Source organism: Sulfitobacter faviae (assembly GCF_029870955.1).
Taxonomy (GTDB): domain Bacteria; phylum Pseudomonadota; class Alphaproteobacteria; order Rhodobacterales; family Rhodobacteraceae; genus Sulfitobacter; species Sulfitobacter faviae.
The window spans coordinates 1-23,489 of sequence record NZ_PGFQ01000002.1 but is presented as its reverse complement, the minus strand read 5'-3'; the positions used below and the strand labels follow the sequence as shown (position 1 = coordinate 23,489).

General features: G+C 62.7%; 19 protein-coding genes and 3 pseudogenes. 13 read left to right on the top strand and 9 right to left on the bottom strand.

Annotated elements, in window-relative coordinates:
* Window positions 1-2: 2 nt before the first annotated feature.
* The gene (locus tag CUR85_RS16645; protein WP_067266565.1) at window positions 3-1,967 is read right to left on the bottom strand and encodes a 4Fe-4S binding protein; all 1,965 of its coding nucleotides are present in this window, start codon (window positions 1,965-1,967) and stop codon (window positions 3-5) included.
* A 381-nt stretch (window positions 1,968-2,348) separates the two neighbouring features.
* On the opposite strand from CUR85_RS16645, the gene CUR85_RS16640 reads away from it, so the two are divergent.
* From CUR85_RS16640 to CUR85_RS16585, 12 genes are all read left to right on the top strand, one after another.
* Complete coding sequence (locus CUR85_RS16640) at window positions 2,349-2,888, top strand: DUF3305 domain-containing protein (RefSeq protein WP_067266595.1); 540 nt, start codon at window positions 2,349-2,351, stop codon at window positions 2,886-2,888.
* Complete coding sequence (locus CUR85_RS16635) at window positions 2,885-3,517, top strand: DUF3306 domain-containing protein (protein WP_067266568.1); 633 nt, start codon at window positions 2,885-2,887, stop codon at window positions 3,515-3,517. Before CUR85_RS16640 ends, CUR85_RS16635 begins: the two co-directional genes overlap by 4 nt.
* Entirely contained in the window at window positions 3,514-4,122 is a 609-nt protein-coding gene (locus CUR85_RS16630) for a TorD/DmsD family molecular chaperone (RefSeq protein ID WP_067266571.1), read from the top strand. Before CUR85_RS16635 ends, CUR85_RS16630 begins: the two co-directional genes overlap by 4 nt.
* A gap of 65 nt (window positions 4,123-4,187) precedes the next feature.
* Window positions 4,188-4,400 carry a twin-arginine translocation pathway signal protein gene (locus CUR85_RS16625; RefSeq protein WP_067266573.1) on the top strand — a complete coding sequence of 71 codons (213 nt, stop codon included), beginning with the start codon at window positions 4,188-4,190 and terminating at the stop codon, window positions 4,398-4,400.
* A 101-nt stretch (window positions 4,401-4,501) separates the two neighbouring features.
* Window positions 4,502-7,489 carry a formate dehydrogenase subunit alpha gene (locus CUR85_RS16620; RefSeq protein WP_067266576.1) on the top strand — a complete coding sequence of 996 codons (2,988 nt, stop codon included), beginning with the start codon at window positions 4,502-4,504 and terminating at the stop codon, window positions 7,487-7,489.
* A 12-nt stretch (window positions 7,490-7,501) separates the two neighbouring features.
* Window positions 7,502-8,095, top strand: a complete 594-nt coding sequence (gene fdh3B / locus CUR85_RS16615; RefSeq protein ID WP_067266580.1) for a formate dehydrogenase FDH3 subunit beta — start codon at window positions 7,502-7,504, stop codon at window positions 8,093-8,095.
* Window positions 8,096-8,162: 67 nt separating this feature from the next.
* On the top strand, window positions 8,163-9,362 hold the full coding sequence (locus tag CUR85_RS16610) for a formate dehydrogenase subunit gamma (protein WP_280322905.1): 1,200 nt from the start codon (window positions 8,163-8,165) through the stop codon (window positions 9,360-9,362).
* A gap of 34 nt (window positions 9,363-9,396) precedes the next feature.
* On the top strand, window positions 9,397-9,522 hold the full coding sequence (locus CUR85_RS16605; RefSeq protein ID WP_259950196.1) for a hypothetical protein: 126 nt from the start codon (window positions 9,397-9,399) through the stop codon (window positions 9,520-9,522).
* Window positions 9,523-9,539: 17 nt separating this feature from the next.
* Window positions 9,540-10,895 carry a sigma-54-dependent transcriptional regulator gene (locus CUR85_RS16600; RefSeq protein WP_067266584.1) on the top strand — a complete coding sequence of 452 codons (1,356 nt, stop codon included), beginning with the start codon at window positions 9,540-9,542 and terminating at the stop codon, window positions 10,893-10,895.
* 245 nt (window positions 10,896-11,140) lie between these two features.
* Entirely contained in the window at window positions 11,141-11,899 is a 759-nt protein-coding gene (locus CUR85_RS16595) for an amino acid ABC transporter substrate-binding protein (RefSeq protein ID WP_067266585.1), read from the top strand.
* 3 nt (window positions 11,900-11,902) lie between these two features.
* The gene (locus CUR85_RS16590) at window positions 11,903-12,577 is read left to right on the top strand and encodes an amino acid ABC transporter permease (protein WP_067266587.1); all 675 of its coding nucleotides are present in this window, start codon (window positions 11,903-11,905) and stop codon (window positions 12,575-12,577) included.
* Window positions 12,574-13,308 carry an amino acid ABC transporter ATP-binding protein gene (locus tag CUR85_RS16585; protein WP_067266588.1) on the top strand — a complete coding sequence of 245 codons (735 nt, stop codon included), beginning with the start codon at window positions 12,574-12,576 and terminating at the stop codon, window positions 13,306-13,308. The genes CUR85_RS16590 and CUR85_RS16585 overlap by 4 nt, the downstream gene beginning before the upstream one ends.
* 249 nt (window positions 13,309-13,557) lie before the next feature.
* Here the strand turns inward: CUR85_RS16585 and dctP are convergent, their stop codons facing one another.
* The 3 genes and pseudogenes from dctP to CUR85_RS16570 all read right to left on the bottom strand — a co-directional run bounded on the left by dctP (window position 13,558) and on the right by CUR85_RS16570 (window position 16,477).
* Window positions 13,558-14,646, bottom strand: a complete 1,089-nt coding sequence (gene dctP / locus CUR85_RS16580; RefSeq protein ID WP_067266589.1) for a TRAP transporter substrate-binding protein DctP — start codon at window positions 14,644-14,646, stop codon at window positions 13,558-13,560.
* 19 nt (window positions 14,647-14,665) lie between these two features.
* Window positions 14,666-15,960, bottom strand: a pseudogene (locus CUR85_RS16575) (TRAP transporter large permease).
* 16 nt (window positions 15,961-15,976) lie between these two features.
* Window positions 15,977-16,477, bottom strand: a complete 501-nt coding sequence (locus tag CUR85_RS16570) for a TRAP transporter small permease subunit (protein WP_067266598.1) — start codon at window positions 16,475-16,477, stop codon at window positions 15,977-15,979.
* Window positions 16,478-16,719: 242 nt separating this feature from the next.
* Between CUR85_RS16570 and CUR85_RS16565 the strand changes: the two genes are divergently transcribed.
* Window positions 16,720-17,814: a TRAP transporter substrate-binding protein gene (locus CUR85_RS16565; protein WP_067266590.1), complete on the top strand. Its 1,095-nt coding sequence runs from the start codon at window positions 16,720-16,722 to the stop codon at window positions 17,812-17,814.
* A gap of 276 nt (window positions 17,815-18,090) precedes the next feature.
* On the opposite strand, the gene CUR85_RS16560 is transcribed toward CUR85_RS16565, so the two are convergent.
* The 5 genes and pseudogenes from CUR85_RS16560 to CUR85_RS16540 all read right to left on the bottom strand — a co-directional run bounded on the left by CUR85_RS16560 (window position 18,091) and on the right by CUR85_RS16540 (window position 23,476).
* Window positions 18,091-19,482: a TRAP transporter large permease gene (locus CUR85_RS16560; RefSeq protein ID WP_067263664.1), complete on the bottom strand. Its 1,392-nt coding sequence runs from the start codon at window positions 19,480-19,482 to the stop codon at window positions 18,091-18,093.
* Between the two features lie 154 nt (window positions 19,483-19,636).
* Window positions 19,637-19,948, bottom strand: a pseudogene (locus CUR85_RS16555) (TRAP transporter small permease subunit); the annotation flags it as partial.
* 251 nt (window positions 19,949-20,199) lie between these two features.
* The gene (locus CUR85_RS16550; protein WP_280322904.1) at window positions 20,200-20,769 is read right to left on the bottom strand and encodes an isoaspartyl peptidase/L-asparaginase family protein; all 570 of its coding nucleotides are present in this window, start codon (window positions 20,767-20,769) and stop codon (window positions 20,200-20,202) included.
* Window positions 20,699-21,121, bottom strand: coding sequence for an isoaspartyl peptidase/L-asparaginase (locus tag CUR85_RS16545; protein WP_280322903.1), 423 nt, complete (start codon window positions 21,119-21,121; stop codon window positions 20,699-20,701). Before CUR85_RS16545 ends, CUR85_RS16550 begins: the two co-directional genes overlap by 71 nt.
* 5 nt (window positions 21,122-21,126) lie before the next feature.
* Window positions 21,127-23,476 (bottom strand): annotated as a pseudogene (locus tag CUR85_RS16540) (transketolase-like TK C-terminal-containing protein).
* Window positions 23,477-23,489: the final 13 nt, after the last annotated feature.

Below are 23,489 nucleotides of genomic sequence, written 5' to 3'. Positions count from 1 at the left end.
GCCTAGTGGTCGCGCCGTTTGGAGAGGTAATCGTCGGTGGTGCGGGGACGGGGGCGTTCGCCGCCCGTCATCGGGTTGTTCGTGCTGTGATACTGCGCATTGATGCGGCAGTCATCGCACATCTGGATCATCCGCAGCTTGGCCTCGTCGGCAAACATGGAATGGCTGCGCAGCTTGTCGGTGATCCGCTCGACGGTGGATTTCACGCCGAAGAGGCTGCCGCATTCCACGCAGGCAAAGGGTTCTTCCTCGTTCAGCACGCGCTGGCTCAGCGCCGCCTCGGTCAGGTCGAGGCGCGGCGCGAGGGTGATGGCATCCTCGGGGCAGACATTGGCGCAGAGGCCGCATTGCAGGCAGGCGTCCTCTTGAAAGCGCAGTTGCGGGAGGTCCGGGTTGTCGCCAAGCGCCCCTGAGGGGCAGAGCGAGACGCAGGAGAGGCAGAGCGTGCAGGCGTCCTTGTCCACGAGCACGGCACCGTAGGGAGCACCGGCGGGCAGGTCGAGCACCTCCGCCTCGGGGTTCAGCGCGCGGGCGGATTGGCGGGCGATCTGGCGGCGGCTGCCCATGGGGCGCACCGGCTGGGCGACGGGGGCAGGGGCCGCGCCATCGTAGAGGAGATCGGTCAGCGCCTCGGGATCGGGCGTGTCGATGAGGGACATCCGCGCCTCGCCCGCGATGGCGCGGGCCAGCGCGGTCTGGGTCTCGATGGCGTCGCGGTCGGCCTTGGGGCCGAGGAGTAGCGAGACATGGGCGAAACCGGCGGAGAGGGCGGCGAGTGCCTCGGCATGGCCGAAGGCGGCGAGCGCGTCGAGTTCCATCGGCACCACGTCCGCAGGCAGCCCGCGCCCGTGCCGCGCGGCGAGGCGGATCATCTCGGCGCCGTGGGCGTCGTGGACCAGCAGGCGCGGTGCGTCGCCGCCAGCTTCGAGATAGGCGCGGGCCAATGTCTGCACTCGGCGCATCGTGAAATCTACGGGCGGCGCGTCATAGCTGATCGCGCCCGAGGGGCAGGCCGAGGAACAGGCGCCGCAGCCCGCGCAGATCATCGGATCGACAGTGACGTGATCGCCGTCGGGGGTGATCGCGCCGGTAGGGCAGAGGTCGAGACAGGCGGTGCAGCCGGTCTGCCCGGCGCGGGAATGGGCGCAAAGAAGCGGCTCGATACGGACGTAGAGCGGTTGCTCGAAGGTGCCGGTGAGATGCGAGGCGGCGAGCACGGCAGCGGCCACGGCGGGCGGGTGGCCCGGATCAGCGCGCAGGTAGCCTTCGCGTTTCTCATGCGCGGGGAAAAGCGGCGTTTCGCCGCGCAGGTCGAGGATGATGTCGCACTGGCTGCGCGCGCCGTCGCGCGGCGCGGTCCAGGTCAGCGGGCCACGGCCGCGCGGGTCGACCTGCCGCAGCGCGTCGATCACCACCTCGAACTGGCCAAGCGCACCCTTGGCGCGGCGCAGCTTGCCGGAGATGAGATCGAAATCGCGGACCTCGGGCAGATTGTCCTCGGCCTCGGTCACCGCGTCGTCCATCAACAGCGTGACGCTGAGGTGGTCCTTGAGTTGCGCCGCTGCTTCCAGAGCCGCCGGGCCTCGACCGACGATCAGGCACAGACCTCCCGAGGCGACGTCGATGGTTTTTTCAGCCGGAACGTCCAGCAGCGCTTCCGTCGCGAGGGCGGACATTTTGGGTAGTTTGTCCCGGGGGTCATCGGACCATCCGGCCCGGTCGCGCAGGTCCAAGAGGGGGGCAGGGGGCAGGCCCAATTCCTCGGCCAATTCGGTAAAGACCCGCTCTTCTTGGGTGCAGCATAAAATCGCATCGCCCGCGGTGAGCGCCTTGGCCGCGCGGTCGATCTGGGTGGTGCAAAGGGCCGAACAGGGGGGGGAGACCGCCAAACCGCTACGCTCGGCCAATGCATCGGAATCGATACGCTGCGACCCTGCGCAATCGCATGTTATCAATGTCTTGGCCATGAATTTTCCCTTATCTCGCCCGTCAATCCGCGGCCTCTCCGGCGGCGGCTGAGGCCCCAAGCTAGACGGGATTTGCCACCCCCTACAACCGAAATTCGCGCCGCGCCCGCCCCGCGACAGGGGCGATCGGCGGGGCGGCGCGGCTCCTTGCCGCCCGGGTGATTCGATATCGGCGATTCGACTGTTTTCCGATCAAAATACTCAAGTTAGACAAATAGGCCGAGGCGCCATTGACGGGCAGACCCGGCGGGCCATCTTGTCTCGAAAGCCGGGTTTTTCGGGCCTCGGCGCGGATTAGCGCTTCCCCCGGACCGGGCTTTCCGGCGAAGGTCTTCGAAACGGAGGAGCGACTTGATTCACAACCCGACAATGTATCGGACGATGCCCTTGGGCATTGTACTGCGGCGCGCGCCTGGTGTGACCCGTTGGGCCAAGTGGAGCTGGAAAGCGACCGCCGTGCTGCCCGGTGCTGAAAAAGCGGATTGGCGTGAGCTGCGCCGCGAGGGTGAGACCGTCGAATACCACGCCGCGACCCTCAAGCTGGAGCTCCACGGCGCCGAGACCGAGGCCTATGTGCACGGGCTGGGCGCGGATGTGCCATGTGTCTATGTCGTCATGCGCCCCATTCCCGGCGCGACAGACCGACCCTTCAAACTCGCGCTGGTTACCGCCTCGCCCTATGAGGCGCAGGACTATTGCGACAGCGCCGAAGAGGTCGTGGAAAAGGTCGCGATGACGCCGGGGTTGATCGCTTGGGTGCAGGAATTCGTCGAAGAGTTCCACCAAGAGGAAGCCTTCGTCAAACGCCGCCGGGATCGTCTGCGCACCGATCGCAAGCAAGACGGTATCGGCGACCCGCGCATCGAAAAGCCCGCCGACATCTACGCCTCGCCCGCGTTAAAGCGAAAGCGTCTGGCATGAGCGGTTTCTGGCAAAAGCGCCGCGCCGCCGTCGCCGCCGAGGCGGAGGCCGATGCGCGCCTTCACGAAGCCCGCGCCGCTGCCGCCGAAGAGGCCGCCTTGGCCGAGCGCAGCGATGATGATCTCTTGGCCGAGTTCGACCTGCCCGCGCCTGAGGATCTGGTAAGCGGCGAACAGCTGCGTGCCTTTCTCAAGGCGCAACTGCCGCAACGGCTCAAGACCCGCGCGCTGCGCAGCTTTTGGAAAACCAACCCGGTGCTGGCCTGCCTTGACGGGTTGAACGACTATGACGACGATTACACAGCGGCGGCCACCGCTGGAAAGCCGGTCAACACGATCTACAAAGTGGGCCGGGGCATGGTCGCGAAGGTCGAAGAGGTGCTGACCGCCGAGGCTGACGCGCCGGAAGAGATGGCTGAGGCAGAAGCGCCTGCGCTAGCGCCGACCCATGATGTCGTCGTGCCGGGCCCGCGGCGGACCGAAACCGCTCTGGCTCAAGACGCGCCCCATCAGGCGCAAGCCGCGGCCCCGGAAGAAGACGCCGAGGCGCAGCCTGCGCCGACCCACCGCCGCATGCGGTTTCACTTTGCCAGCGATCTGGCACAGGACATGGAAGGTAGCAGCGCATGACCCAATTGGCCGCAACGCCCCTGCCCGAAGAAGACCGCCTGCGCGCGGACCTCTACAACTTTATGGGGCTGATCCTTTCCGGCCCGCCGGATCAGATCCTGCTGGATCAATGTGCCGCCCTGTCGGGCGACGACAGCGAATTGGGGCAGGGGTTCAAAGCGCTCTCCAAACTGGCCGCCAAGACCAAACCCGCAGGCGCCGAGAGCGAGTTCAACCGGCTCTTTATCGGTTTGGGCCGGGGCGAACTGTTGCCCTATGCCAGCTTCTACCTCACCGGCTTTCTCAACGAAAAGCCGCTCGCGGCGCTGCGCCAAGACATGGTCGCCCGCGGCTTGGAGCGGGCGGCGAATGTGTTCGAGCCCGAAGACAACATCGCCTCATTGATGGAGATGATGGGCGCGATGATCGCAGGCCGTTTCTCGGCCCCCGCCACGGTGGCACAGCAAAAGACATTCTTTAACCGGCATATCGCCCCCTGGGCCGGCCATTTCTTTGCCGACCTCGAAGGCGCGAAAAACTCGGTCTTCTACGCTCCGGTGGGCAAGATCGGACGGGCCTTCATGCAGATCGAGGCCGAAGCCTTTCGGCTGAGCAAAGACGACTAGACCGAGCGGGATGAGACAGGCGGGGCCGCGCGCCCCTGAACCAAAGACGTAACAGGAGAGAGAAGATGACACGCAAGCCAGAGGGATCCACCGACACAGCCGTTCGCAAAGATCGGCGCGACTTCCTGAAATTCGCGGGCAGCGCCGCGCCTTTGGCCGCCGTCGCCGTGGCCACCACCGGGACCGAGGCCGAAGCGGCCAAGGCGCCCGACCTGTCGTCGGACCGTATCCAAGACACCGAACACACGCGCGCCTATTACGCCGCTGCGCGGTTCTGACCAGATAACCGGGGCGCGGCCCCGAAAATTGGCAGGGCGACAACGCCCGCCGTTCAATAGCCACCTCAGGCGGGGCCAGCCCGCGCATAGGGAGTGAAGATATGTTGAGGAAAAAGACCAATGGGGTCGCGCGGTCTGCGCAGCGGACAGGCATCATGTCCGATGTGGCGCGCAGCGGTATTGACCGGCGCGCGTTCCTGCGCGGCTCGGGCCTTGCCATCGGTGGGCTTGCCGCGATCGCGGGCACCGCGGGCAGCGTGCAACAGGCCAGCGCCGCCACCGCCGCTGTCAGCGGGAAGATGGAAGTCAAGAAATCCGTCTGCACCCATTGCTCGGTCGGTTGTACCGTCATCGCCGAAGTGTCGGACGGTGTCTGGCTGGGTCAGGAACCCGGTTGGGACAGCCCCTTCAACCTCGGCGCGCATTGCGCCAAGGGCGCTTCGGTCCGTGAGCACGCCCATGGCGAGCGCCGCCTGAAGTACCCGATGAAAAAGGTCGGCGGCGAATGGCAGCGGATCTCTTGGGATCAGGCGATCAACGAGATCGGCGACAAGATGCTGTCGATCCGCGACACCTCTGGCCCGGATTCGGTTTACTGGCTGGGCTCGGCGAAACACTCCAACGAACAGGCCTATCTGTTCCGCAAGTTCGCGGCTTACTGGGGCACCAACAACGTCGACCACCAGGCGCGGATTTGCCACTCCACCACCGTGGCGGGCGTGGCGAACACATGGGGCTACGGCGCCATGACCAACAGCTACAACGACATCCACAAGTCGCGTGCGATCTTCATCATCGGCGGCAACCCTGCCGAGGCGCACCCGGTCTCGCTTCAGCACGTGCTGAAGGCGAAGGAAGAAAACAACGCGCCGCTCATCGTCTGCGACCCGCGTTTCACCCGCACCGCGGCCCATGCCGACGAATATGTGCGCATGCGTCCCGGCTCGGATGTGGCGCTGGTCTGGGGCATCCTCTACCACATCTTCGAGAACGGCTGGGAGGATGAGGAATTCATCCGCACCCGCGTTTGGGGCATGGATGAGATCCGCAAGGAAGTCGCCAACTGGACGCCCGATGAGGTCGAGCGCGTCACCGGCGTGCCGGGCGAGCAGCTCCGCCGCGTCGCGCGGACGCTGGCCAACCACCGTCCCGGCACCGTGATCTGGTGCATGGGTGGCACGCAGCACACCAACGGCAACAACAACACCCGCGCCTACTGCATCTTGCAGCTTGCCCTTGGCAACATGGGCACCGCGGGCGGCGGCACCAACATCTTCCGCGGCCACGACAACGTGCAGGGCGCCACTGACCTTGGCGTTCTGGCCGACACGCTGCCGGGCTACTACGGTCTGTCCGATGGCTCTTGGGCGCATTGGGCGCGCGTTTGGGGTGAGGATCTGGAATGGATCCAGAGCCGTTTCGCCGCTTGGACCGATGGCGCAGGCGAAGAGCAGCGCATGATCAACCTCACCGGCATCCCGGTGTCGCGTTGGATCGACGGCGTGCTTGAGGATCGTGAGAACCTCGAACAGCCCGACAACACCAAAGCGATGGTGCTCTGGGGCCACGCGCCGAACTCGCAAACCCGTCAGGGCGAGATGAAAACGGCGATGGAGAAACTCGACCTTTTGGTCGTGGTCGACCCATATCCCACCGTTTCCGCCGTTCTGCATGACCGCACCGAAGACACATATCTTCTGCCGGCCTGTACGCAGTTTGAAACCTCCGGCTCGGTCACCGCATCCAACCGCTCGCTCCAGTGGCGCGAAAAGGTCGTGGAGCCGCTGTTTGAGAGCCTGCCCGACCACACGATCCTCTATAAATTCGCCAAGAAATTCGGCTTTGAAGATCGCATGTTCCGCAACATCGAGGTGAATGGTGAAGAGCCGCTCATCGAAGACCTGACGCGCGAGTTCAACAAGGGCATGTGGACCATCGGCTACACCGGGCAGTCGCCCGAGCGGATGAAGATGCACATGCAGAACCAGCATACTTTCGACAAAACCACCCTGCGCGCCGTCGGCGGCCCGGCGGATGGCGATTACTACGGCATGCCGTGGCCCTGCTGGGGCACGCCCGAAATGAAGCACCCGGGCACGGCGAACCTTTATGACATGTCGCTGCCGGTGGCCGATGGCGGTCTGACCTTCCGCGCCCGTTTCGGTGTGGAACGTGATGGTGAGAACCTGCTGGCCGAGGGCGTCTATTCCAAAGGGTCCGAGATCAAGGATGGCTATCCCGAATTCACCATGCAAATGCTGATGGATCTGGGGTGGGACAGTGATCTGACAGCGGATGAGCGTCGCATCATCGAAGCCGTCGCCGGTTACGAAGCGCCGCAAAACGCCGATGACGGGCAGGCGGAAGTCGGTGAAACCTCGCAACAGGGTGAGATTGATTCCGATTATGTGGCTCAAGTTGGCGGCATCAACTGGAAGACCGACCTGTCGGGCGGCATCCAGCGGGTGGCGATTGCACATGGCTGCGCCCCCTTCGGCAACGCCAAGGCCCGCTGCGTGGTCTGGACCTTCCCCGATCCGGTGCCGAAACACCGCGAGCCGCTTTATTCCAACCGGCGTGATCTGGTGGCGGATTATCCGACCTATGACGACAAGACCTTCTGGCGGGTGCCAACGCTCTATGCGTCGATCCAAAAGAACGACTTCTCGCAGGAATTCCCGATCATCCTCACCTCTGGCCGTCTGGTCGAATATGAGGGCGGCGGGGATGAGACCCGGTCGAACCCATGGCTGGCCGAGCTGCAACAGAACATGTTCATCGAGATCAACACCCGTGACGCCAACAACCTCGGTGTGCGCGACGGGTCCGATGTCTGGGTCGAAGGCCCGGAGGGCGGGAAGATCAAGGTGATGGCCCTGGTCACCGAACGGGTGGGCGAGGGGGTGGCCTTCATGCCCTTCCACTTCGGCGGGCACATGGGCGGCGTCAGCCTGCGGGACAAATACCCCGATGGGGCCGACCCGATCGTGCTGGGCGAAAGCACCAACACCGTGCAGACCTACGGCTACGATTCAGTGACGCAAATGCAGGAGACCAAAGCGACTCTCTGCAAGATCATGCCAGCGTAAGGAGACAAGAGAATGGCAAGAGCAAAGTTTCTCTGCGATGCCGAGCGCTGCATCGAATGCAACGCCTGCGTCACGGCTTGTAAGAACGAACACGAGGTGCCTTGGGGCATCAACCGCCGCCGCGTGGTGACCATTCAGGACGGCCAGCCGGGCGAACGCTCGATCTCGGTCGCCTGCATGCACTGCTCGGACGCGCCCTGCATGGCGGTCTGCCCGGTGGATTGTTTCTACCAGACCGACGACGGCATCGTGCTGCACTCCAAAGACCTCTGCATCGGCTGCGGCTACTGCTTCTACGCCTGCCCCTTTGGCGCGCCGCAGTACCCGCAGGCCGGCAACTTCGGCAGCCGCGGCAAGATGGACAAATGCACCTTCTGCGCCGGCGGCCCGGAAGAGAACCACTCCCAAGCCGAGTTCCAGAAGTACGGTCGCAACCGGATCGCGGAAGGCAAGCTGCCGATCTGCGCCGAGATGTGCTCGACCAAGGCGCTGCTGGCCGGTGACGGGGACATGGTCTCGGACATCTACCGCGAGCGCGTGGTCGCGCGCGGCTTCGGCTCCGGCGCTTGGGGCTGGGGCACGGCTTACGAGCAAAAGGGCCAGTAACGGCTTGCGGGGGCGGCCTGATCGGGCCGTCCCTTTTCTCCATATCTGTCTAGCCGGGGGATTTCCCATGCTGCGCCACCTGATGGCTCTTTTCATTCTCGCCTTGGCCGCGCTGCCGGTCAGCGTCACGGCGCAGGACGTGCGCCTGCCTGAGAACGCGACCCCCTCGGCCATCGACCGCGCCAGTACCGGCGGCGCGCAGAACTTGGCCGATATCGAACGGCGTCAGAACGGCGCAGAGATCGACGATGGGTTCAGGCGCAACAATCTGGGCGGCGATGCGGCCACGGTGCCAAGCCTTGGCCCGCTCGGCGGACGCTCCGACCCCGACCTGTGGCGCGGTATCCGCTATAACGAATTGCCCGTGCGCGTGAGTACGATGAACAAGACGGGCCGCGTCCTTGTCCAAGACAACGGGATGTGGTGGCAGCAATTCCGCGAAGGCCCACTTGCGACCTATGGCGCTTGGCTGCTCACCGGGACGCTGGCCGTGCTGCTGCTCTTTTACCTTCTGCGGGGCCGGATCCGTATCGAAGGCGGCAAGGTCGGGCGCACCGTCACCCGCTTCAAAGCCGTTGAGCGTTTCGCGCATTGGATGCTGGCTGGCTCGTTCATCCTGCTCGCGCTGACGGGCTTGGCCACGCTTTTTGGCCGCAAGGTCGTCATCCCTCTGCTGGGGCATGAGTTCAACTCGACCCTGTTGACCGGGTCGAAGTTCATCCACAATAACGTCTCATGGGCCTTCATGATTGCGCTCGTCATGGTCTTCGTCATGTGGATTTGGCACAATATCCCGAACAAGACGGATTGGCTCTGGATCAAACAGGGCGGCGGTTTCATCGGTGACAAACACCCGCCCGCCAAGAAGTTTAACTTCGGCCAAAAGATCGTCTTCTGGGCCGTGATCCTGCTGGGCTTCTCGGTCTCGCTCTCGGGGCTGTCTCTGCTCTTTCCCTTCGAGATCCAGCTTTTCGGGCATACGTTCAACATCATCAATGACATCGGCATGGCCGAGGCCGCAGGCTTTGGTCCGCTTCAGGGCGATCTGACGCCGCATGCCGAAATGCAATATGCCCAGCTGTGGCACGCGATCATCGGCTTTCTGATGATGGCGGTGATCTTGGGCCATATCTACATCGGGACGCTCGGCATGGAAGGCGCCTTTGACGCCATGGGCAATGGCGAGGTCGATGAGCGTTGGGCCGAACAGCACCACTCGCTCTGGCTCGATGAGGTCAAACAAGACAAACGGACCCCCGCAGAATGACGGGCGGCGGCGTTCAAATCAAAGGAGTCGCGCGATGAAAGCCATGTTGGCAGGGTTTCTGGGCGTCGCGGTGATCGGCGTCGTGGCCTATTTCGGGCTGCATGAGATAGGCTTTTCCTCCGCCGAGGTCTATTCAGGTGAAAACGTCCGGCTGGACTGACACCAAAGAGGCATATCATGGCGGCAGGCGATGAATACGGCGGCACGCTCGAAGGTGCGTCGATCCTTGTGATCGACGATGAACCGGGGATGCGCCATTTCCTCACCAAGATCTTGGAGCCGCGCGTCAAACGCGTGGCCCAAGCGGCTTCTCCTGCGGAGGCCACCAAGCTCTTGGACGAGGCACATTTCGATGTGGTCGTGCTGGATAATGTCATGCCCGGCAAGACCGGTCTGGAATGGGTCGTCGAACAGCGCCGCAAGGGGTTCTACGCCGACACGGTCCTGATCACCGCCTATGCCGATCTTGAAACCGCCATTGCCGCACTCCGGGCGGGCGTGAGTGATTTCGTGCTGAAACCCTTCCGCGCGAACCAAATCCTCGGCGCGGTGTCGCGCACCTTGGACCGCAAGAACCTGCGCCGTGACAATACCCTGCTCAGGCGGGAGTTGCAGGGTGGCACGGCGGTGCAAATGCTCGGCAAGTCCGAGGCGCTGTCGAAGGTGCGCGGCATGCTCAACCGTCTTGCCCCGGTGCCGACGCCGGTGCTGTTCACCGGTCCCAGCGGCACGGGCAAGGAGTTGGCCGCGCGGCAGTTGCACCAGATGTCCGACCGTGCCGACAATCCTTTCGTCGCGGTGAATTGCGCCGCCATCACGCCGGACAGGATCGTGCCCGAACTCTTTGGCGCGGTGGAGGGGAATGAGACCCTGCAACCGGGGCTGTTCCTCTTGGCTGACGGCGGCACGTTGTTTCTGGACGAAGTGGCGCAGATGCCGGAGCAGCTACAGGCGGCGCTTTTGCGGGTGTTGGAAGACCAGCGCATCCGGCCCGACGGGGCAGAGCGGGAGATTCCGCTGAACCTGCGGTTCCTGTTTGCCACCAACGCCGACCTGCCCAAGGCGGTGGAAGAGGGGCGTTTCCGCGCCGACCTCTACCACCGCATGAATGTGGTCGAGGTCGCGATGCCGCCGCTCAAGGACCGGTCTGAGGATATCGTCGAACTGGCGGCGATGTTCATGCAGCAGTTTTCGACCGCGCTTGGCATGCCCGCGCTGCGTTTGGATGCGGAGACTTTGCTGAAACTGCGCCGTTACGACTGGCCCGGAAATGTGCGCGAATTGCGCAATCTGATCGAACGCTCGGTGATCCTCGGCAGTCTGCCCGAAGCCTTTGCGGGCCATGGCGCGGTCGATGGGCCACGGGCGATCGAAGATCTCGAACTGGTCACGCAGCGCCATATGCTGCACATCCTTGATCTGTCGAACGGCAACCGAGCCGAGGCCGCGCGCCGCTTGGGCGTGTCGCGCAAAACCGTCGACCGCAAGCTCGCCGCTTGGGCTGCCGAAGGGTTGGATATCGAGACGCTTTGACCGAGTTAAAGCTATGCGAAACGCGCATATCTGTTCCGCATGTGGGGAATCTTCTTCAGATTCGCAGAATACCATTCTGTCACGGGCGCTGTAGTGGGGAGGATGTCCCTGCCGGGGTCACTCCCCTAAACCCGTTATTCCATCTGAACCGATCCTGCCCGTCAAACGTTCCTGTTTCAGCGACGGTGTTGAAGCGGGCGGCGCCCGGTGACATCTGAAGCGCAAGCGTTAGAGGAGTAAATTCAATGCTGAAACAGATCGTTACCGCAACCGCGCTCGCCGCGGTCACCGGCACCGCAGCCTTTGCCCAAGACAATGACACGCTCCGCGTCGGCATGTCGGGCGGCTATTTCCCCTTCACCTTCGTGAAGCAGGACGTACTTCAGGGTTTTGAAGTCGATGTCATGAACGCCGTCGGCGAAGAGGCGGGTTTCGAGGTCGAGTTCGAGACCATGGCCTTCTCCGGCCTGATCGGCGCGCTGGACGCAGGCCGCATTGATACGATCGCCAACCAGATCACCATCACGCCCGAGCGTCAGGAAAAATTCGCCTTTACCGCGCCTTATGTCTTTGACGGTGCGCAGGTCGTGACCAAAGAGGGCAACGAAGAGATCGGCGGCGTCGAAGACCTGCGCGGCAAAACCGTGGCGGTGAACCTTGGGTCGAACTTCGAGCAGCTTTTGAACGAACTTGCCTTCGCCGATGAGATCGAGATCAAGACCTATGAGTCCAACATCGCCCAAGATACCGCGCTTGGCCGGGTCGATGCCTTTGTGATGGACCGGGTTTCTTCGGCGCAGCTTATTCAGGAAAGCCCCCTGCCGCTGCAACTGGCGGGCAAGCCCTTCTCTGAGATCCGCAACGCCCTGCCGTTCCAAGACAATGACGAAGGCCGCGCGCTGCGTGACCGTGTCGACACTGCGCTGGAATCCCTGCGCGAAGACGGTACACTGGCCGAAATCTCGGACAAGTGGTTCGGCACAGACATCACCAAAGCGGAGTAACCCATGCGGGCGCTAGACCTTGACTACATGCTGGGGCTGGTGCCCGTCATATTGGGCTACGTACCGCTGACCTTGTTCATGGCGGTGGCGGGGATGGTGTTCGCACTCATCCTCGCCTCGCTTTTGGCGGTTGAACGGGTTGTGAAAGTGCCCGTGCTCGACTGGTTCGTGATCGTTTTCATCAGTTTCTTTCGCGGCACGCCGCTGTTGGTGCAACTGTTCCTTTTCTACTTCGGTCTGCCGCAGGTGCTGTCGTTCCTGACCAATATCAGCGGCGTGACTGCCGCCATCATGGGGCTGACCCTGCATTTTGCAGCCTATATGGCCGAGAGCATCCGCGCCGCGATCATGGGGGTGGACCGCAGCCAATGGGAGGGGGCCCAGTCCATCGGCATGACCCAAGGTCAGATGATGTGGCGGATCATCCTGCCACAGGCCGCCCGGATCGCCGCGCCGACGCTGGTGAATTATTTCATCGACATGATCAAAGGCACGTCGCTCGCCTTTACCCTCGGCGTGACCGAGATGATGGGCGCGGCCCAGAAAGAAGCCGCAGGGAGCTTCCTTTATTTCGAGGCCTATCTCGTGGTCGCCATGATCTATTGGGTCATCGTCGAAGCGTTAAGCCAAGTGCAAAAGCGGCTTGAAACCTATCTGAATAAGGCGTTCGTGCGATGATTGATATCACTGGCCTGACCAAAGATTTCGGCGGCGCGCCGGTTCTGAACGGCATTGATTTGCAGATTGCCGAGGGCGAGCGGGTGGTCGTGATTGGCCCCTCGGGCACCGGCAAGTCGACCCTGCTGCGCTGCCTCAATTTCCTCGACGTGCCGCAAGAGGGGGTCATTCGCATCGGCGACGTGACCGTCGATGCCGCCAAGGCGCGCAAGGCGGATATTTTAGCGCTGCGGCGTCGGACGGCGATGGTGTTCCAGAACTACGCGCTTTTCGCCAACAAGACGGCGAAAGAGAACATCATGGAAGCGCTCGTCACGGTGCAGAAACGGCCCAAGGCCGAGGCCGAAGAACGCGCGCTCTCGGTTCTGGCTGAGACCGGCTTGGCCGATAAGGCCGACAGTTTTCCGGCGGCGTTGTCCGGTGGGCAGCAACAGCGTGTTGGCATCGGTCGCGCCATGGCGCTCGGGGCGGAACTGATGTTGTTCGACGAGCCGACCTCGGCGCTCGATCCGGAATGGGTGGGGGAGGTGCTCGACCTGATGCGCGCGGTGGCGGAGCGCAAGCAGACCATGCTGATCGTGACCCATGAGATGCAGTTCGCCCGCGAGATCGCGGATCGGGTGATCTTTATGGACGGCGGGAAAATTGTTGAGAGCGGAGCGCCGTCGGAGATTTTTGGCGCGGCGAAGGATGCGCGGTTGCAGCGGTTCCTGAAACGGGTCGAGGGGTAGGGGCCGATTTTGCCGCTGGCCCAGAATCAAGCCGCAGGCGCCGGGCCATCGCCTGCCCGCCCCCGGGTAGGCGATTTGGTGAGGCTGGGTGCAACCTCGCGAAGGTACATCATGGCTGAGGGATAAAGTGGCAGCATCTAGCGTTTGATCGCCGACCCGCGGGCAGGCGATGGCCCTCGATCTTCTTCCCCAAACGGAAAAAAGGCCCGCCATTTGGCGGGCCTATCCGTTTAAACCTGACTTCTCAAATCACTCCGCGCAGGCGCGGATCTTCTCGATGTCCGGACCATTCGGTGTGCGGCCAAGGTTGAACGGCGCCGAAGCGTCACGCCATTTCGCGTAGTCGTTCAGATATTCCAGCTGGCTCAGGTAAACCTTTGCGGAATCGGGGTTCTCGCAGGCGGTCTCTTCGATGGTCTCGTTGGCCATCTCCTGAACCTTGGTCAGCGTCTCGTCATCGTAGCGGTTGATTTCGATGCCCGCGTCGAGGAACTGCTGGTACGCTTCGGTCGCGCGCTTCTCGGTGAAAGACAGCGACCAAACGAGGTTGGCCTGCGCTGCAATCTCAAGCGCTTCGCGGGTCTCGTCGGACAGGGCGTCCCATGCGCCTTTGTTGATCATCACACCGAAGATCGAGGCGGACTGGTGCCAGCCCGGTGTCGCCCAGTATTTGGTGACCTGCTGGAAACCGCCCGAGAAGTCGACGTTCGGGGTCGAGAATTCCGCGCCATCGATCACGCCGCGCTCAAGCGATTGATAGATTTCGCCACCGGCCATAGAGACCTGCGACCCGCCCAGTTTCTCCAACAGACGGCCCTGCTCCAGACCCGACAGGCGCAGACGCTTGCCCTTGAGGTCTTCCAGCGTGACGATTTGCTCGTTGGTGCGGAAGCCGGATTCGTTGTTGGTCACGCCGTAGGGCAGATAGACCATGCCGAACTTGCCGTAGATCTCGTTATAAAGCTCTTTGCCGCCCCATTGCTCGATCCAGTTGACGTAGTCGACCGCGTTGAACAGGCTCGCCGTGGTCGCCAGCGGCGAGAAGGCAGAGTTGCGGCCCGCCCAGTAACCGGGCCAGTCCGCGCCAGCCTGCACGGTGTTGGATTCAACCGCGCCGAACACTTCGCCCGCGGGCACGAGGGAGCCACCTTCGAAGAATTCGATTGTCAGGTCGTCGCCGGTCAGCTTGTTGGCAAGATCGACGAAATGCTTGTCGATCTCGATCAGTTCCAGCGAAGTGGGCCATGTGGTGGTCATGGTCCAGCTGTCTTGGGCCGCGGCCTGCGTGGCAACGCCCGCGCAGAGTGCCAGACCGGCAAGGGTTGATTTCAATTTCATAATCTCTCTCCTCCGTTGATTATTTTGTATAGAGCGTTTCCGGCAGCCAGGTGACAAGCTGTGGGAACAGGGCGATGGCCACACACATCATCAGGATCAGACCGATGAAAGGCAGCACGCCGACGATGATATGCGACGTCTTGACCTCACGCGGGGCAATGGCGCGCAGGTAGAAGAGCGCATATCCAAAGGGCGGGGTCAAAAAGGACGTTTGCAGAACCACCGACATCAGGACGACGAACCACAACAGGCTCACGTCCATCTCCTGCACGATCGGCAGGAAGATCGGGAAGGACAGCAGCACGATGCCGGTCCAGTCGAGGAAGGCCCCGAGGATGAAGACGATGAACATCATCATCGCGATCAAGAGCCAAGGCGCCATGTCGAGGTTGCGGATGATCTCCTGCGTGGCGCGCAGGCCACCGGTGATGTTGAACACGCCGGTAAAGGCGGTGGCGCCCACGACGATAAACAGTATCATCGCCGAGGTGCGCCCGGTTTCCAACATCGCGCCGTAGAAAGAGGCCCAGCTGAACTTGCCGCGCATGATAACGATCACCAGTGCCAGCGCCGCACCGATGGCGGAAGCTTCAGTCGCCGTGGCGATGCCCGCGAGCAGGGAGCCCAGAATGCCGAGGATCAGCACCAGCGGCGGCACGGCTTCGATCAGCAGCATGCGCACAAGGGCGGGTTTCGAGATTTTCTCATCAGGCTCGACGGCGGGGGCCATGTCGGGCCGGACCACAGCGACGACGAAAACCCAGACCGCATAGAGCAGCCCCAGCACCACGCCCGGCACCATGGCGCCCGCGAAAAGCTCCCCACCGAAAGGGGGGAATAAGAGGCCATGAGGATCAGCATGATCGACGGCGGGATCAGAATGCCCAAACAGCCCGAGGCGGCGATGACCCCGGTGGTCAGGGTCGGGCTATAGCCATATTGCAGCATCGGGCGCAGGGCCATCACGCCCATCACGGTGATCGAGGCGCCGATGATACCCGTGGTCGCGGCCAGCAGGATCGAGATGAAAACCACTGCCAACGCCAGACCGCCGCGAATGTTCGACATCAAAAGCCGCAGTGATTCGAACATCTTATCCGTCACGCCCGAATCGGACAGGAACCTTGCCATCAAGATAAAGAGCGGAATCGCGATCAGCGTGAAGTTGTCCAGCACATCGCCGAAAATTCGGTTGATGACGATGCCCAGCACCATCGGTTTGCCGGCGATGACAGCGCCCAAAACGGCGGTGCCGCCCAGAACGAAGGCCAGCGGGTGGCCCATGAAGAGGCCCAGCAGAAGCAGGCCAAACATGGTGAGTGCAATGAGTTCAGGCGTCACGGGGCAGTTCCTGACGGTTAAGTACGAGTTTCAAAAATTCCGACACGCCTTGCAGCAGCAAAAGACCGGCAGCGAGGGCCATGGCCATTTTCAGCGGATAGACCGGCAGCTGGACCGAGCCATATGTCGTCTCACCTTGGGCATAGGAGCGCATGGCGAATTCATAAGAGCGGGTGGTGAAGATCCACGCGAAGGGGAAGAAAAAGATCACATAGCCCGCCGCTTCGACCCAACGGCGCAGGCTGGGGCCAAGGGTTTCGGTGATCAGATCGACCCGCACATGGGCCTGATGGCGCAGCGCATAGCCGCCCAGCATCACGAAATAGAAGCCATAAAGTTGTTTCGTGACGTCAAAGGCCCAGCGGGTCGGGTCATTCAGCGCATAGCGCATGAAGACGTCATAGATGATGATTGCGGCGAAAATGACGGCGACGACCGACACGATGCGCCCGACGAATTCGTTCATCTGGTCGATGAATTTTATCAAGATCTGAGCCCTCCCTGGCAGCTCGCACATTATTTGCCTTTCTGCCGAAAACAAGGCAAAAGACCATTAATAATGCTGCTTTAAGTAGCACTACGTATGCGGCTTGGGGCGGGATTGTCCAGAAGGTGAGATTTCAATTTGCCTAAGCCATGGACATTTTCGAAAAGCGACGATTATCTGCTGCGCATGGCCCTCCGCGTCGACGTCGGGGGAGGCTAAGCAAATATCCGTTTGGGAGGAAAAACATGGATCGTCGTTCATTTATCCGCAAAGCCGGTGTAATGGGGGCAGGTGCTGCCGCCACGACACTTGCAGCGCCCGCTATTGCGCAGGGCAACATCACATGGCGCATGGTTACCACATGGCCCAAGAACTTCCCCGGTCTGGGTGTCGGCGCGCAGCGTCTGGCCGACCGGATCACCGCCGCCTCGGGTGGCGAGCTGACCATTCAGGTCTTCTCCGCCGGTGAGATGGTGCCGCCGCTGCAATCGCTCGACGCCGTGATCGACGGCACCGCCGAGATGAGCCACGGTGCCGCCTACTACTGGCAGAACAAATCCCCTGCGTTGTCCTTCTTCACCGGCGTGCCCTACGGCATGACCACGCCGGAACTGACGGCATGGATGCGCTACATGGGCGGTCAGGAGATCTGGGACGAGATTTATGACCAGTTCGGCGTTCAGGGCTTCCTGTCGGGCAACACCGGCACGCAGACCGGCGGCTGGTTCCGCGATGAGCTGAAGAGCCTCGACGATGTCAAAGGTGTGCGCTTCCGGACCCCGGGCCTTGGTGGCCGTGTGTGGGAGAAACTGGGCGCGACCGTGACCAACATGGCCGCGGGCGAAATCTTCCAAGCGCTTCAGTCGGGCACGCTCGACGCTGCGGAATTCGTGGGCCCCTACAACGATCTGGCGCTCGGCTTCCATCAGGTGGCCAAAAACTACTACATGCCGTCCTTCGTGGAATCGGGTCTGGCGACCGAGCTTGTCGTCGACAAGAAGAAGTATCAGGAACTGCCCGAGAACCTGCAGGCGATCATCCGTGACGTAAGCCAAGCGGAGTACGATCAGGTTGCTGCCGACTTCTACGCCAACGACCCGCGCGCGCTGAAGACCCTACAGGAAGAGCATGGCGTGACCGTGCGCAACTTCCCCGACGACATCATGGAAGCCGGTGCCAAAGCCTCGGTCGAAGTGGTCGAAGAACTGCGCAACAGCGACGACCCACTGGTCAAGAGGACCGCCGAGAGCTTTGTCGAAGCGCTGAACCTCGTCCGTACCCGGACCGAGAACATCGACAGCCCCTATGTGCAGGCGCGTCAGAAGTTCCTGAAGTACTAAGCTTCGCGCTGATTGGAAGGGCCCGGTGGAAACGCCGGGCCTTTTTCTATGAAACGACGGTCTCAGACCTGTCCCGCCCGGTGGCACACCGGGCATCGCCCTCCCTCCCCCGGAGGGCGATTTTGCAGCGTTTCGACAGCCGGATCGGTTCGCGAAATGGGCTCCCGCGCAGCCCCATTTACGGGTTCGATCGCCCACCAGGGAGGGCGATGCCCTTACCGCTCAACCAAAAAGGCCCGGCATTGCTGCCGGGCCTTTGAACGTCGGGGGGCTATCTCACCCCGCGATCACCTTAGGCAACCAAGTCACGATTTGCGGGAAGGCAAAGAGGATCGCAATCGCCACCACCTGCAACATCACGAAGGGCAGGATACCTTTGTAAATCGCGCTGGTCGGCAGATCCGCCGGGGCCACCCCGCGCAGATAGAACAGCGCAAAGCCGAAGGGCGGCGTCAGGAAGGATGTCTGCAAGTTCACCCCAACCAAGACGCCCAGCCAGATCGGATCGATGTCCAGCATCAACAGCACCGGCGCGGTGATCGGGATCACGATAAAGATGATCTCAAAGGTATCGAGGATGAAGCCCAAGAAGAACATGATGATCATCACCACCGCCACCGCCGCCAAGGGGCCGCCGGGCAGGTTGCTGAGGAACTCATGCACCAGATTGTCGCCGCCCATCATGCGGAACACGATGGAAAAGACCGAAGCCCCCAGCAGAATGATAAAGACCATGCTGGTGATCGTGGCCGTGGCGATCATCGTCTCCCGCAGGATGCGGAAGGACAGACGCCAGCGCATGGCCGCAAGCACCATCGCCCCCACAGCACCGACAGAGGCCGCCTCGGTCGGGGTGGCGATGCCGCCGAGGATCGACCCCAGCACGGCGAGGATCAGCAAGAGCGGCGGCATCAGGGCGACAAAGAAATCCCGCACCAGTTGGCTTTTCTCATCCGCCGGAACCGGCGTCGCGGGGCAGGAGGCGGGCGCGGTCGCGGCTTTGAACAGAACGTAGCTCAGGTAAAGCGAGACCAGCAAAATCCCCGGCAGCAGCGCCCCAGCGAAGAGATCCCCCACAGAGACGGGCGTGGGGGCAAAGTTGCCCTTGGCCATCTGCACCTGAGAGTTAATGCCCGAAAGCATGTCGCCCATGAAGATCAACACGGTGGAGGGCGGGATGATCTGACCCAAGGTGCCGCTGGCGCAGATCACCCCGGTGGCAAGCTTGGGGTCATAGCCCGCCCGCAGCATCGCGGGCAGAGAGATCAGGCCCATGGTGACAACCGTCGCCCCCACGACGCCGGTGGATGCCGCGAGCATCGCGCCCACAAGCACCACCGAAATCCCCAGACCGCCGCGCATATTTCCGAAAAGCTTGCCCATGGTCAGCAAAAGCTGTTCGGCGATCTGGCTGCGTTCCAGCATCACCCCCATGAAGATAAAGAGCGGCACGGCGACCAAGACTTCGTTGGTCATGAAGCCGATATAGCGGTTCGGCAGCGAGCCGAAGTTGGAGGGATCGAACACGCCGAAGCCCATGCCCACGGCGCCAAACAGCAGCGACACGCCAGCAAGGGTGAAAGCCACCGGAAAGCCGAGCAACAAAAAGCCGATCACGCCAAAGAACATGAGCGCGGCGAGCATCTCGCCAATGAAAATCGGATCCATCAAACGGCTCCCTGCGGATGGTCTGCGGGATTTGGTCCCGGCTGTATTGCATGGATTTGGGCACTAGCTCAGCATTGCCGCTGAGCACGAGGATGGAGCGGATGATCCATGCAATCCCTTGAATTGCGAGTAGAAATGCGAAGCCGATGATGAAGGCTTTGAGAATATAAAGCCCCGGCATGCCGCCCACATTGGCCGACCCTTCCTGATAGCCCCAAGCGCGGATCACGAAGGGGATCGAATAGGTGTAGACGATCCAGCAGAAGGGCAGCAGAAAGACGATGACGCCGATCAGGTCAATCAGTGCGCGGCGGGCCATAGTGGCGGGGCGGTAGAAGATGTCGACGCGCACATGGTCATCGCGCAGCAGCGCAAAACCGGCCACGGCCGTGAACATCGCGCCGTTTAGCCAGATATAAAGGTCTTGCATCCAAACGAAGCTGATCGCGAAGACATAGCGCTGCACAACCACGGTGAAACAGACCAACACGATGCCGAGTGCGAGCCATGAAAAGAGATTGCCGATGACCAAGTTCACCGCGCAGATCACCCTGGCAATTGCTGCTAAAAAACGCACCTTGTCCCTCTCCCGTCAAGTTCGTTTGACCGTCAATCAAAGGGAGGGGACAAAATGTCAAGATTTAGATGGCGGGCGGCTCTTCGCGGCGGCATTTGTCGCCTTCCCGTGGCAGGAAGGCAACCGAAGGGCCGCACCGCTCAATAGATACTGGTCTCGGGCGCGCAGCCTTTACGCACCATGCCGCGGTACATGCCCTGCGAGTTAAACGGCATGGCGATATTGCCCGCCGCGTCCACTGCGATGACCCCGCCCGAGCCGTCGTTGGGTGCCAGATCCTGCATCACCACATGTTCGGCGGCGGTGGCCAGATCCTCGCCCGCGTGGCGCATCCGCGCGGCGATCTCCCCGGCGGCGTTCCAGCGGATGAAAATCTCGCCATGCCCGGTGGCAGAGACCGCGCAGGTCGCGTTGTCGGCGAAGGTGCCCGCGCCGATCATCGGCGTGTCGCCAACCCGGCCCGGGGCCTTGGCGGTCATGCCCCCCGTTGAGGTGGCGGCGGCGATGTTGCCCGCCGCGTCGCGCGCCACGGCCCCGACGGTGCCATGCCGCCGCGCCGGATCGTCCGAGACCTCGCCGCGGGCGCGCATCTCGAGCGTTTCCTGCAATGCATCCCAGCGGGACTGGGTGAAGAAATAGTCACGGTCGGCGAACTCGAGGCCCGCCTGCCGCGCGATCTCCAGCGCATTGGGGCCGATGAGAGGTGACATGCTCGGTCCGCTCCATCACCGCACGCGCCAGTTTCACCGGGTTCTTCGGTCCGAAGACCCCGGCCACTGAGCCCGCGCGCCGGTCGGCGCCATCCATCACGGCGGCGTCCATCTCCTGCACGCCCTCGGAAGTATAGACCGCGCCGCGGCCTGCGTTGAACAGCGGTTCATCCTCCAGCGCGCAGACAGCGGCCACCACCGCATCCATCGCGCTGCCACCGTCGCGCAGCACCGCTTCGCCGGCTTCCAGCGCACGGGCGAGGCCATCGTGATAGGCGGCCTCCTTCTCGGGCGTCATGTTTTCCTTGAGGATGGTTCCGGCACCGCCGTGGATGGCAAGGGAATAGGTCATTTCCATCAACCCGCCACCCGGTGCAGCATCTGGCGGCCCGGGGTGAGCCCCTGCACCTTTTCCACGATCGAGCGCGCGTCGATCCCGAAATGCCGGTAGAGGTCGGCGATGGTGCCGGTCTGGCCGAAATGCTCGACCCCAAGCGGCACCGTCTGATGCCCCACGACCGCGCCCAGCCACGACAGTGTCGCCGGATGGCCGTCAATCACCGTCACCAGCTTGCAATCGCGCGGCAATTGGCCGAGCAGCGTTTCGATATGGCTCTGCGCCGCGTGGTTGCCGCGCGCCCGGGCGCGCTGTGCCGCGGTCCAGCCGGCGTTCAGCCGGTCGGCGGAGGTCACCGCAAGCACACCACGTCGCGGCGGCCCTCGGCGATGCTGCCCGCGGCCTTGATCGCCTCGGGCGCCACGGCACCTTGATAGGCGATCACCACGTCGCAGTTCGGCCCCGGCTTGCGCAGCCAATAGGCCCCGTCGATGGCGCCTTGGCGGAAGTCCTCGTCGACGCGCTTGCCGGGCTGTTCGATGGGATTGGTGGTGAGCCGCAGATAGACCGAGCCGCCGGTCTCGTCGCGCAGCCATGTGCGCTCGTCCGGGTCGCCTTCGCCATCGCGTTGCAGGTAGTCGAAGGCCCACTGCATGATGACCGCCAACTCGTCGGCGAAGGCAGGCTCAAAGCTCGCCAAGCCATCCTGGCTCATGCCGATGAGCGGCGTGCCGATGGATTGATGCGCCCCGCCCTCGGCGCGAGCGTCACGCCCGAGGGGGTGCCCACGATCATGAAGCGCGCGTCCTGATAACAAGCGTAGTTCAGCGCATCCAAGCCGCGGGCGACGAAGGGATCATAGACCGTGCCGATGGGAATGACCCGCTTGCCAAAGAGCGAATGCGACAGGCCCGCCGCGCCCAGAAGCAGGAAGAGATTCATCTCGGCGATGCCCAGTTCGATGTGCTGGCCCTCGGGCGTGAATTCCCATTTCGCGGTGGAGGGGATCTTCTCGTTGATGAAAGTGTCGGCCTGTTCGCTGCGCGCGAAGAGCTTGCGCCGGTTCACCCATGGCCCGAGGTTCGTGGTCCCGGTCACGTCCGGCGACATGGTAACGATGCGGGAGGCGAGATCGCTGTCGCCCTTCGACAGATCGTCGAGAATTTTGCCAAAGGCCATCTGCGTGGAGATTTCGCGGTCGCTCGACAGTTCGATCCGCGGCACCGGCAGCGTGGCATCATTGTAGCGGCGGCGGCCCTTGGCGAAGAAGGGCACGCGATCCAGCGCCGCTTGCAGCGCTTGCGGGTCCTCGACGGTGGCGAAAGGCTCCCATTCCTCCCCCTCGGCCACGCCCATGTGTTTCTGCCAGTCGGCCATCTGGGTCTTGGTCATCAGACCGCCGTGGTTGTCCTTGTGCCCTGCGATCGGCGTGCCCCAGCCCTTGATGGTATAGGCGAGAAAACAGACCGGGCGGTCGTGGTCGATGGCGGCGAAGGTCTCGGCCATGGTCTCAACGCAATTGCCGCCAAGGTTCTCCATCAGCTCGGCCAGTTCGTCATCGCTGCGGGCGTCGATCAATGCCGTGACATCACCCTGATCGCCAAGCGCCTCCATCAACCGCTCGCGCCAGACCGCGCCGCCCTGATAGGTCAGCGCCGAATAGAGCTGGTTGGGGCAATTGTCGATCCAGTCGCGCAGCTTGTCACCGCCCGGCTCCTCGAACGCGGCGCGCTGCAGGCGCCGTATTTCACCTTGACCACGTCCAGCCGAAGGCGTCGAAAATCTGCTCAATGCGTTTGAACAGCCCTCGCGCACCACCCCGTCGAGCGACTGGCGGTTGTAGTCGATGATCCACCAGGTGTTGCGCAGGTCGTTCTTCCAGCCCTCCTGCAGGGCCTCGTAGATGTTGCCCTCCAACTCGGCGTCGCCCACCAAGGCGACCATGCGGCCCAGATCGACATCCGCGCCCCAGTCTTTCGCGGTGATGTAATCCTGCACCAGCGAAGCGAAGGAGGTCACCGCCACCCCAAGCCCGACCGACCCGGTGGAAAAATCCACGTCGTCCACGTCCTTGGTGCGGCTGGGGTAGCTCTGCACGCCCTGAAACCCGCGGAAATTCTCCATCTTCTCGCGGGTCTGGTTGCCCATCAGGTATTGCATCGCGTGGAAATCGGCGAGGCATGGGGCTTCACCGCCACGCGTCCTCTGGCCGCAGGGCGCTGAAATAAACCGCCGTCATGATCGACACCATCGAGGCCGAAGACGCCTGATGCCCGCCCACCTTGATGCCGTCCACCTTGGCCGAATGTGGTTCGCGTTGTGGATCATCCAGTGCGACAGCCACAGCAGACGTTGTTCGATGGTCTTCAGCTGGGCAGGGGCG

Excerpts from the sequence above, each read along its gene's own strand:
- CUR85_RS16640 (WP_067266595.1), top strand. The coding sequence starts at position 2,349 with ATGCCCTTGGGCATTGTACTGCGGCGCGCGCCTGGTGTGACCCGTTGG.
- CUR85_RS16595 (WP_067266585.1), top strand. The coding sequence starts at position 11,141 with ATGCTGAAACAGATCGTTACCGCAACCGCGCTCGCCGCGGTCACCGGC.
- CUR85_RS16625 (WP_067266573.1), top strand. The coding sequence starts at position 4,188 with ATGACACGCAAGCCAGAGGGATCCACCGACACAGCCGTTCGCAAAGAT.
- CUR85_RS16610 (WP_280322905.1), top strand. The coding sequence starts at position 8,163 with ATGCTGCGCCACCTGATGGCTCTTTTCATTCTCGCCTTGGCCGCGCTG.
- CUR85_RS16620 (WP_067266576.1), top strand. The coding sequence starts at position 4,502 with ATGTTGAGGAAAAAGACCAATGGGGTCGCGCGGTCTGCGCAGCGGACA.
- CUR85_RS16565 (WP_067266590.1), top strand. The coding sequence starts at position 16,720 with ATGGATCGTCGTTCATTTATCCGCAAAGCCGGTGTAATGGGGGCAGGT.
- CUR85_RS16645 (WP_067266565.1), bottom strand. The coding sequence starts at position 1,967 with ATGGCCAAGACATTGATAACATGCGATTGCGCAGGGTCGCAGCGTATC.
- CUR85_RS16635 (WP_067266568.1), top strand. The coding sequence starts at position 2,885 with ATGAGCGGTTTCTGGCAAAAGCGCCGCGCCGCCGTCGCCGCCGAGGCG.
- CUR85_RS16545 (WP_280322903.1), bottom strand. The coding sequence starts at position 21,121 with ATGACCTATTCCCTTGCCATCCACGGCGGTGCCGGAACCATCCTCAAG.
- CUR85_RS16600 (WP_067266584.1), top strand. The coding sequence starts at position 9,540 with ATGGCGGCAGGCGATGAATACGGCGGCACGCTCGAAGGTGCGTCGATC.
- CUR85_RS16585 (WP_067266588.1), top strand. The coding sequence starts at position 12,574 with ATGATTGATATCACTGGCCTGACCAAAGATTTCGGCGGCGCGCCGGTT.
- CUR85_RS16550 (WP_280322904.1), bottom strand. The coding sequence starts at position 20,769 with ATGTCACCTCTCATCGGCCCCAATGCGCTGGAGATCGCGCGGCAGGCG.
- CUR85_RS16605 (WP_259950196.1), top strand. The coding sequence starts at position 9,397 with ATGAAAGCCATGTTGGCAGGGTTTCTGGGCGTCGCGGTGATCGGCGTC.
- CUR85_RS16630 (WP_067266571.1), top strand. The coding sequence starts at position 3,514 with ATGACCCAATTGGCCGCAACGCCCCTGCCCGAAGAAGACCGCCTGCGC.
- dctP (WP_067266589.1), bottom strand. The coding sequence starts at position 14,646 with ATGAAATTGAAATCAACCCTTGCCGGTCTGGCACTCTGCGCGGGCGTT.
- fdh3B (WP_067266580.1), top strand. The coding sequence starts at position 7,502 with ATGGCAAGAGCAAAGTTTCTCTGCGATGCCGAGCGCTGCATCGAATGC.
- CUR85_RS16560 (WP_067263664.1), bottom strand. The coding sequence starts at position 19,482 with ATGGATCCGATTTTCATTGGCGAGATGCTCGCCGCGCTCATGTTCTTT.
- CUR85_RS16590 (WP_067266587.1), top strand. The coding sequence starts at position 11,903 with ATGCGGGCGCTAGACCTTGACTACATGCTGGGGCTGGTGCCCGTCATA.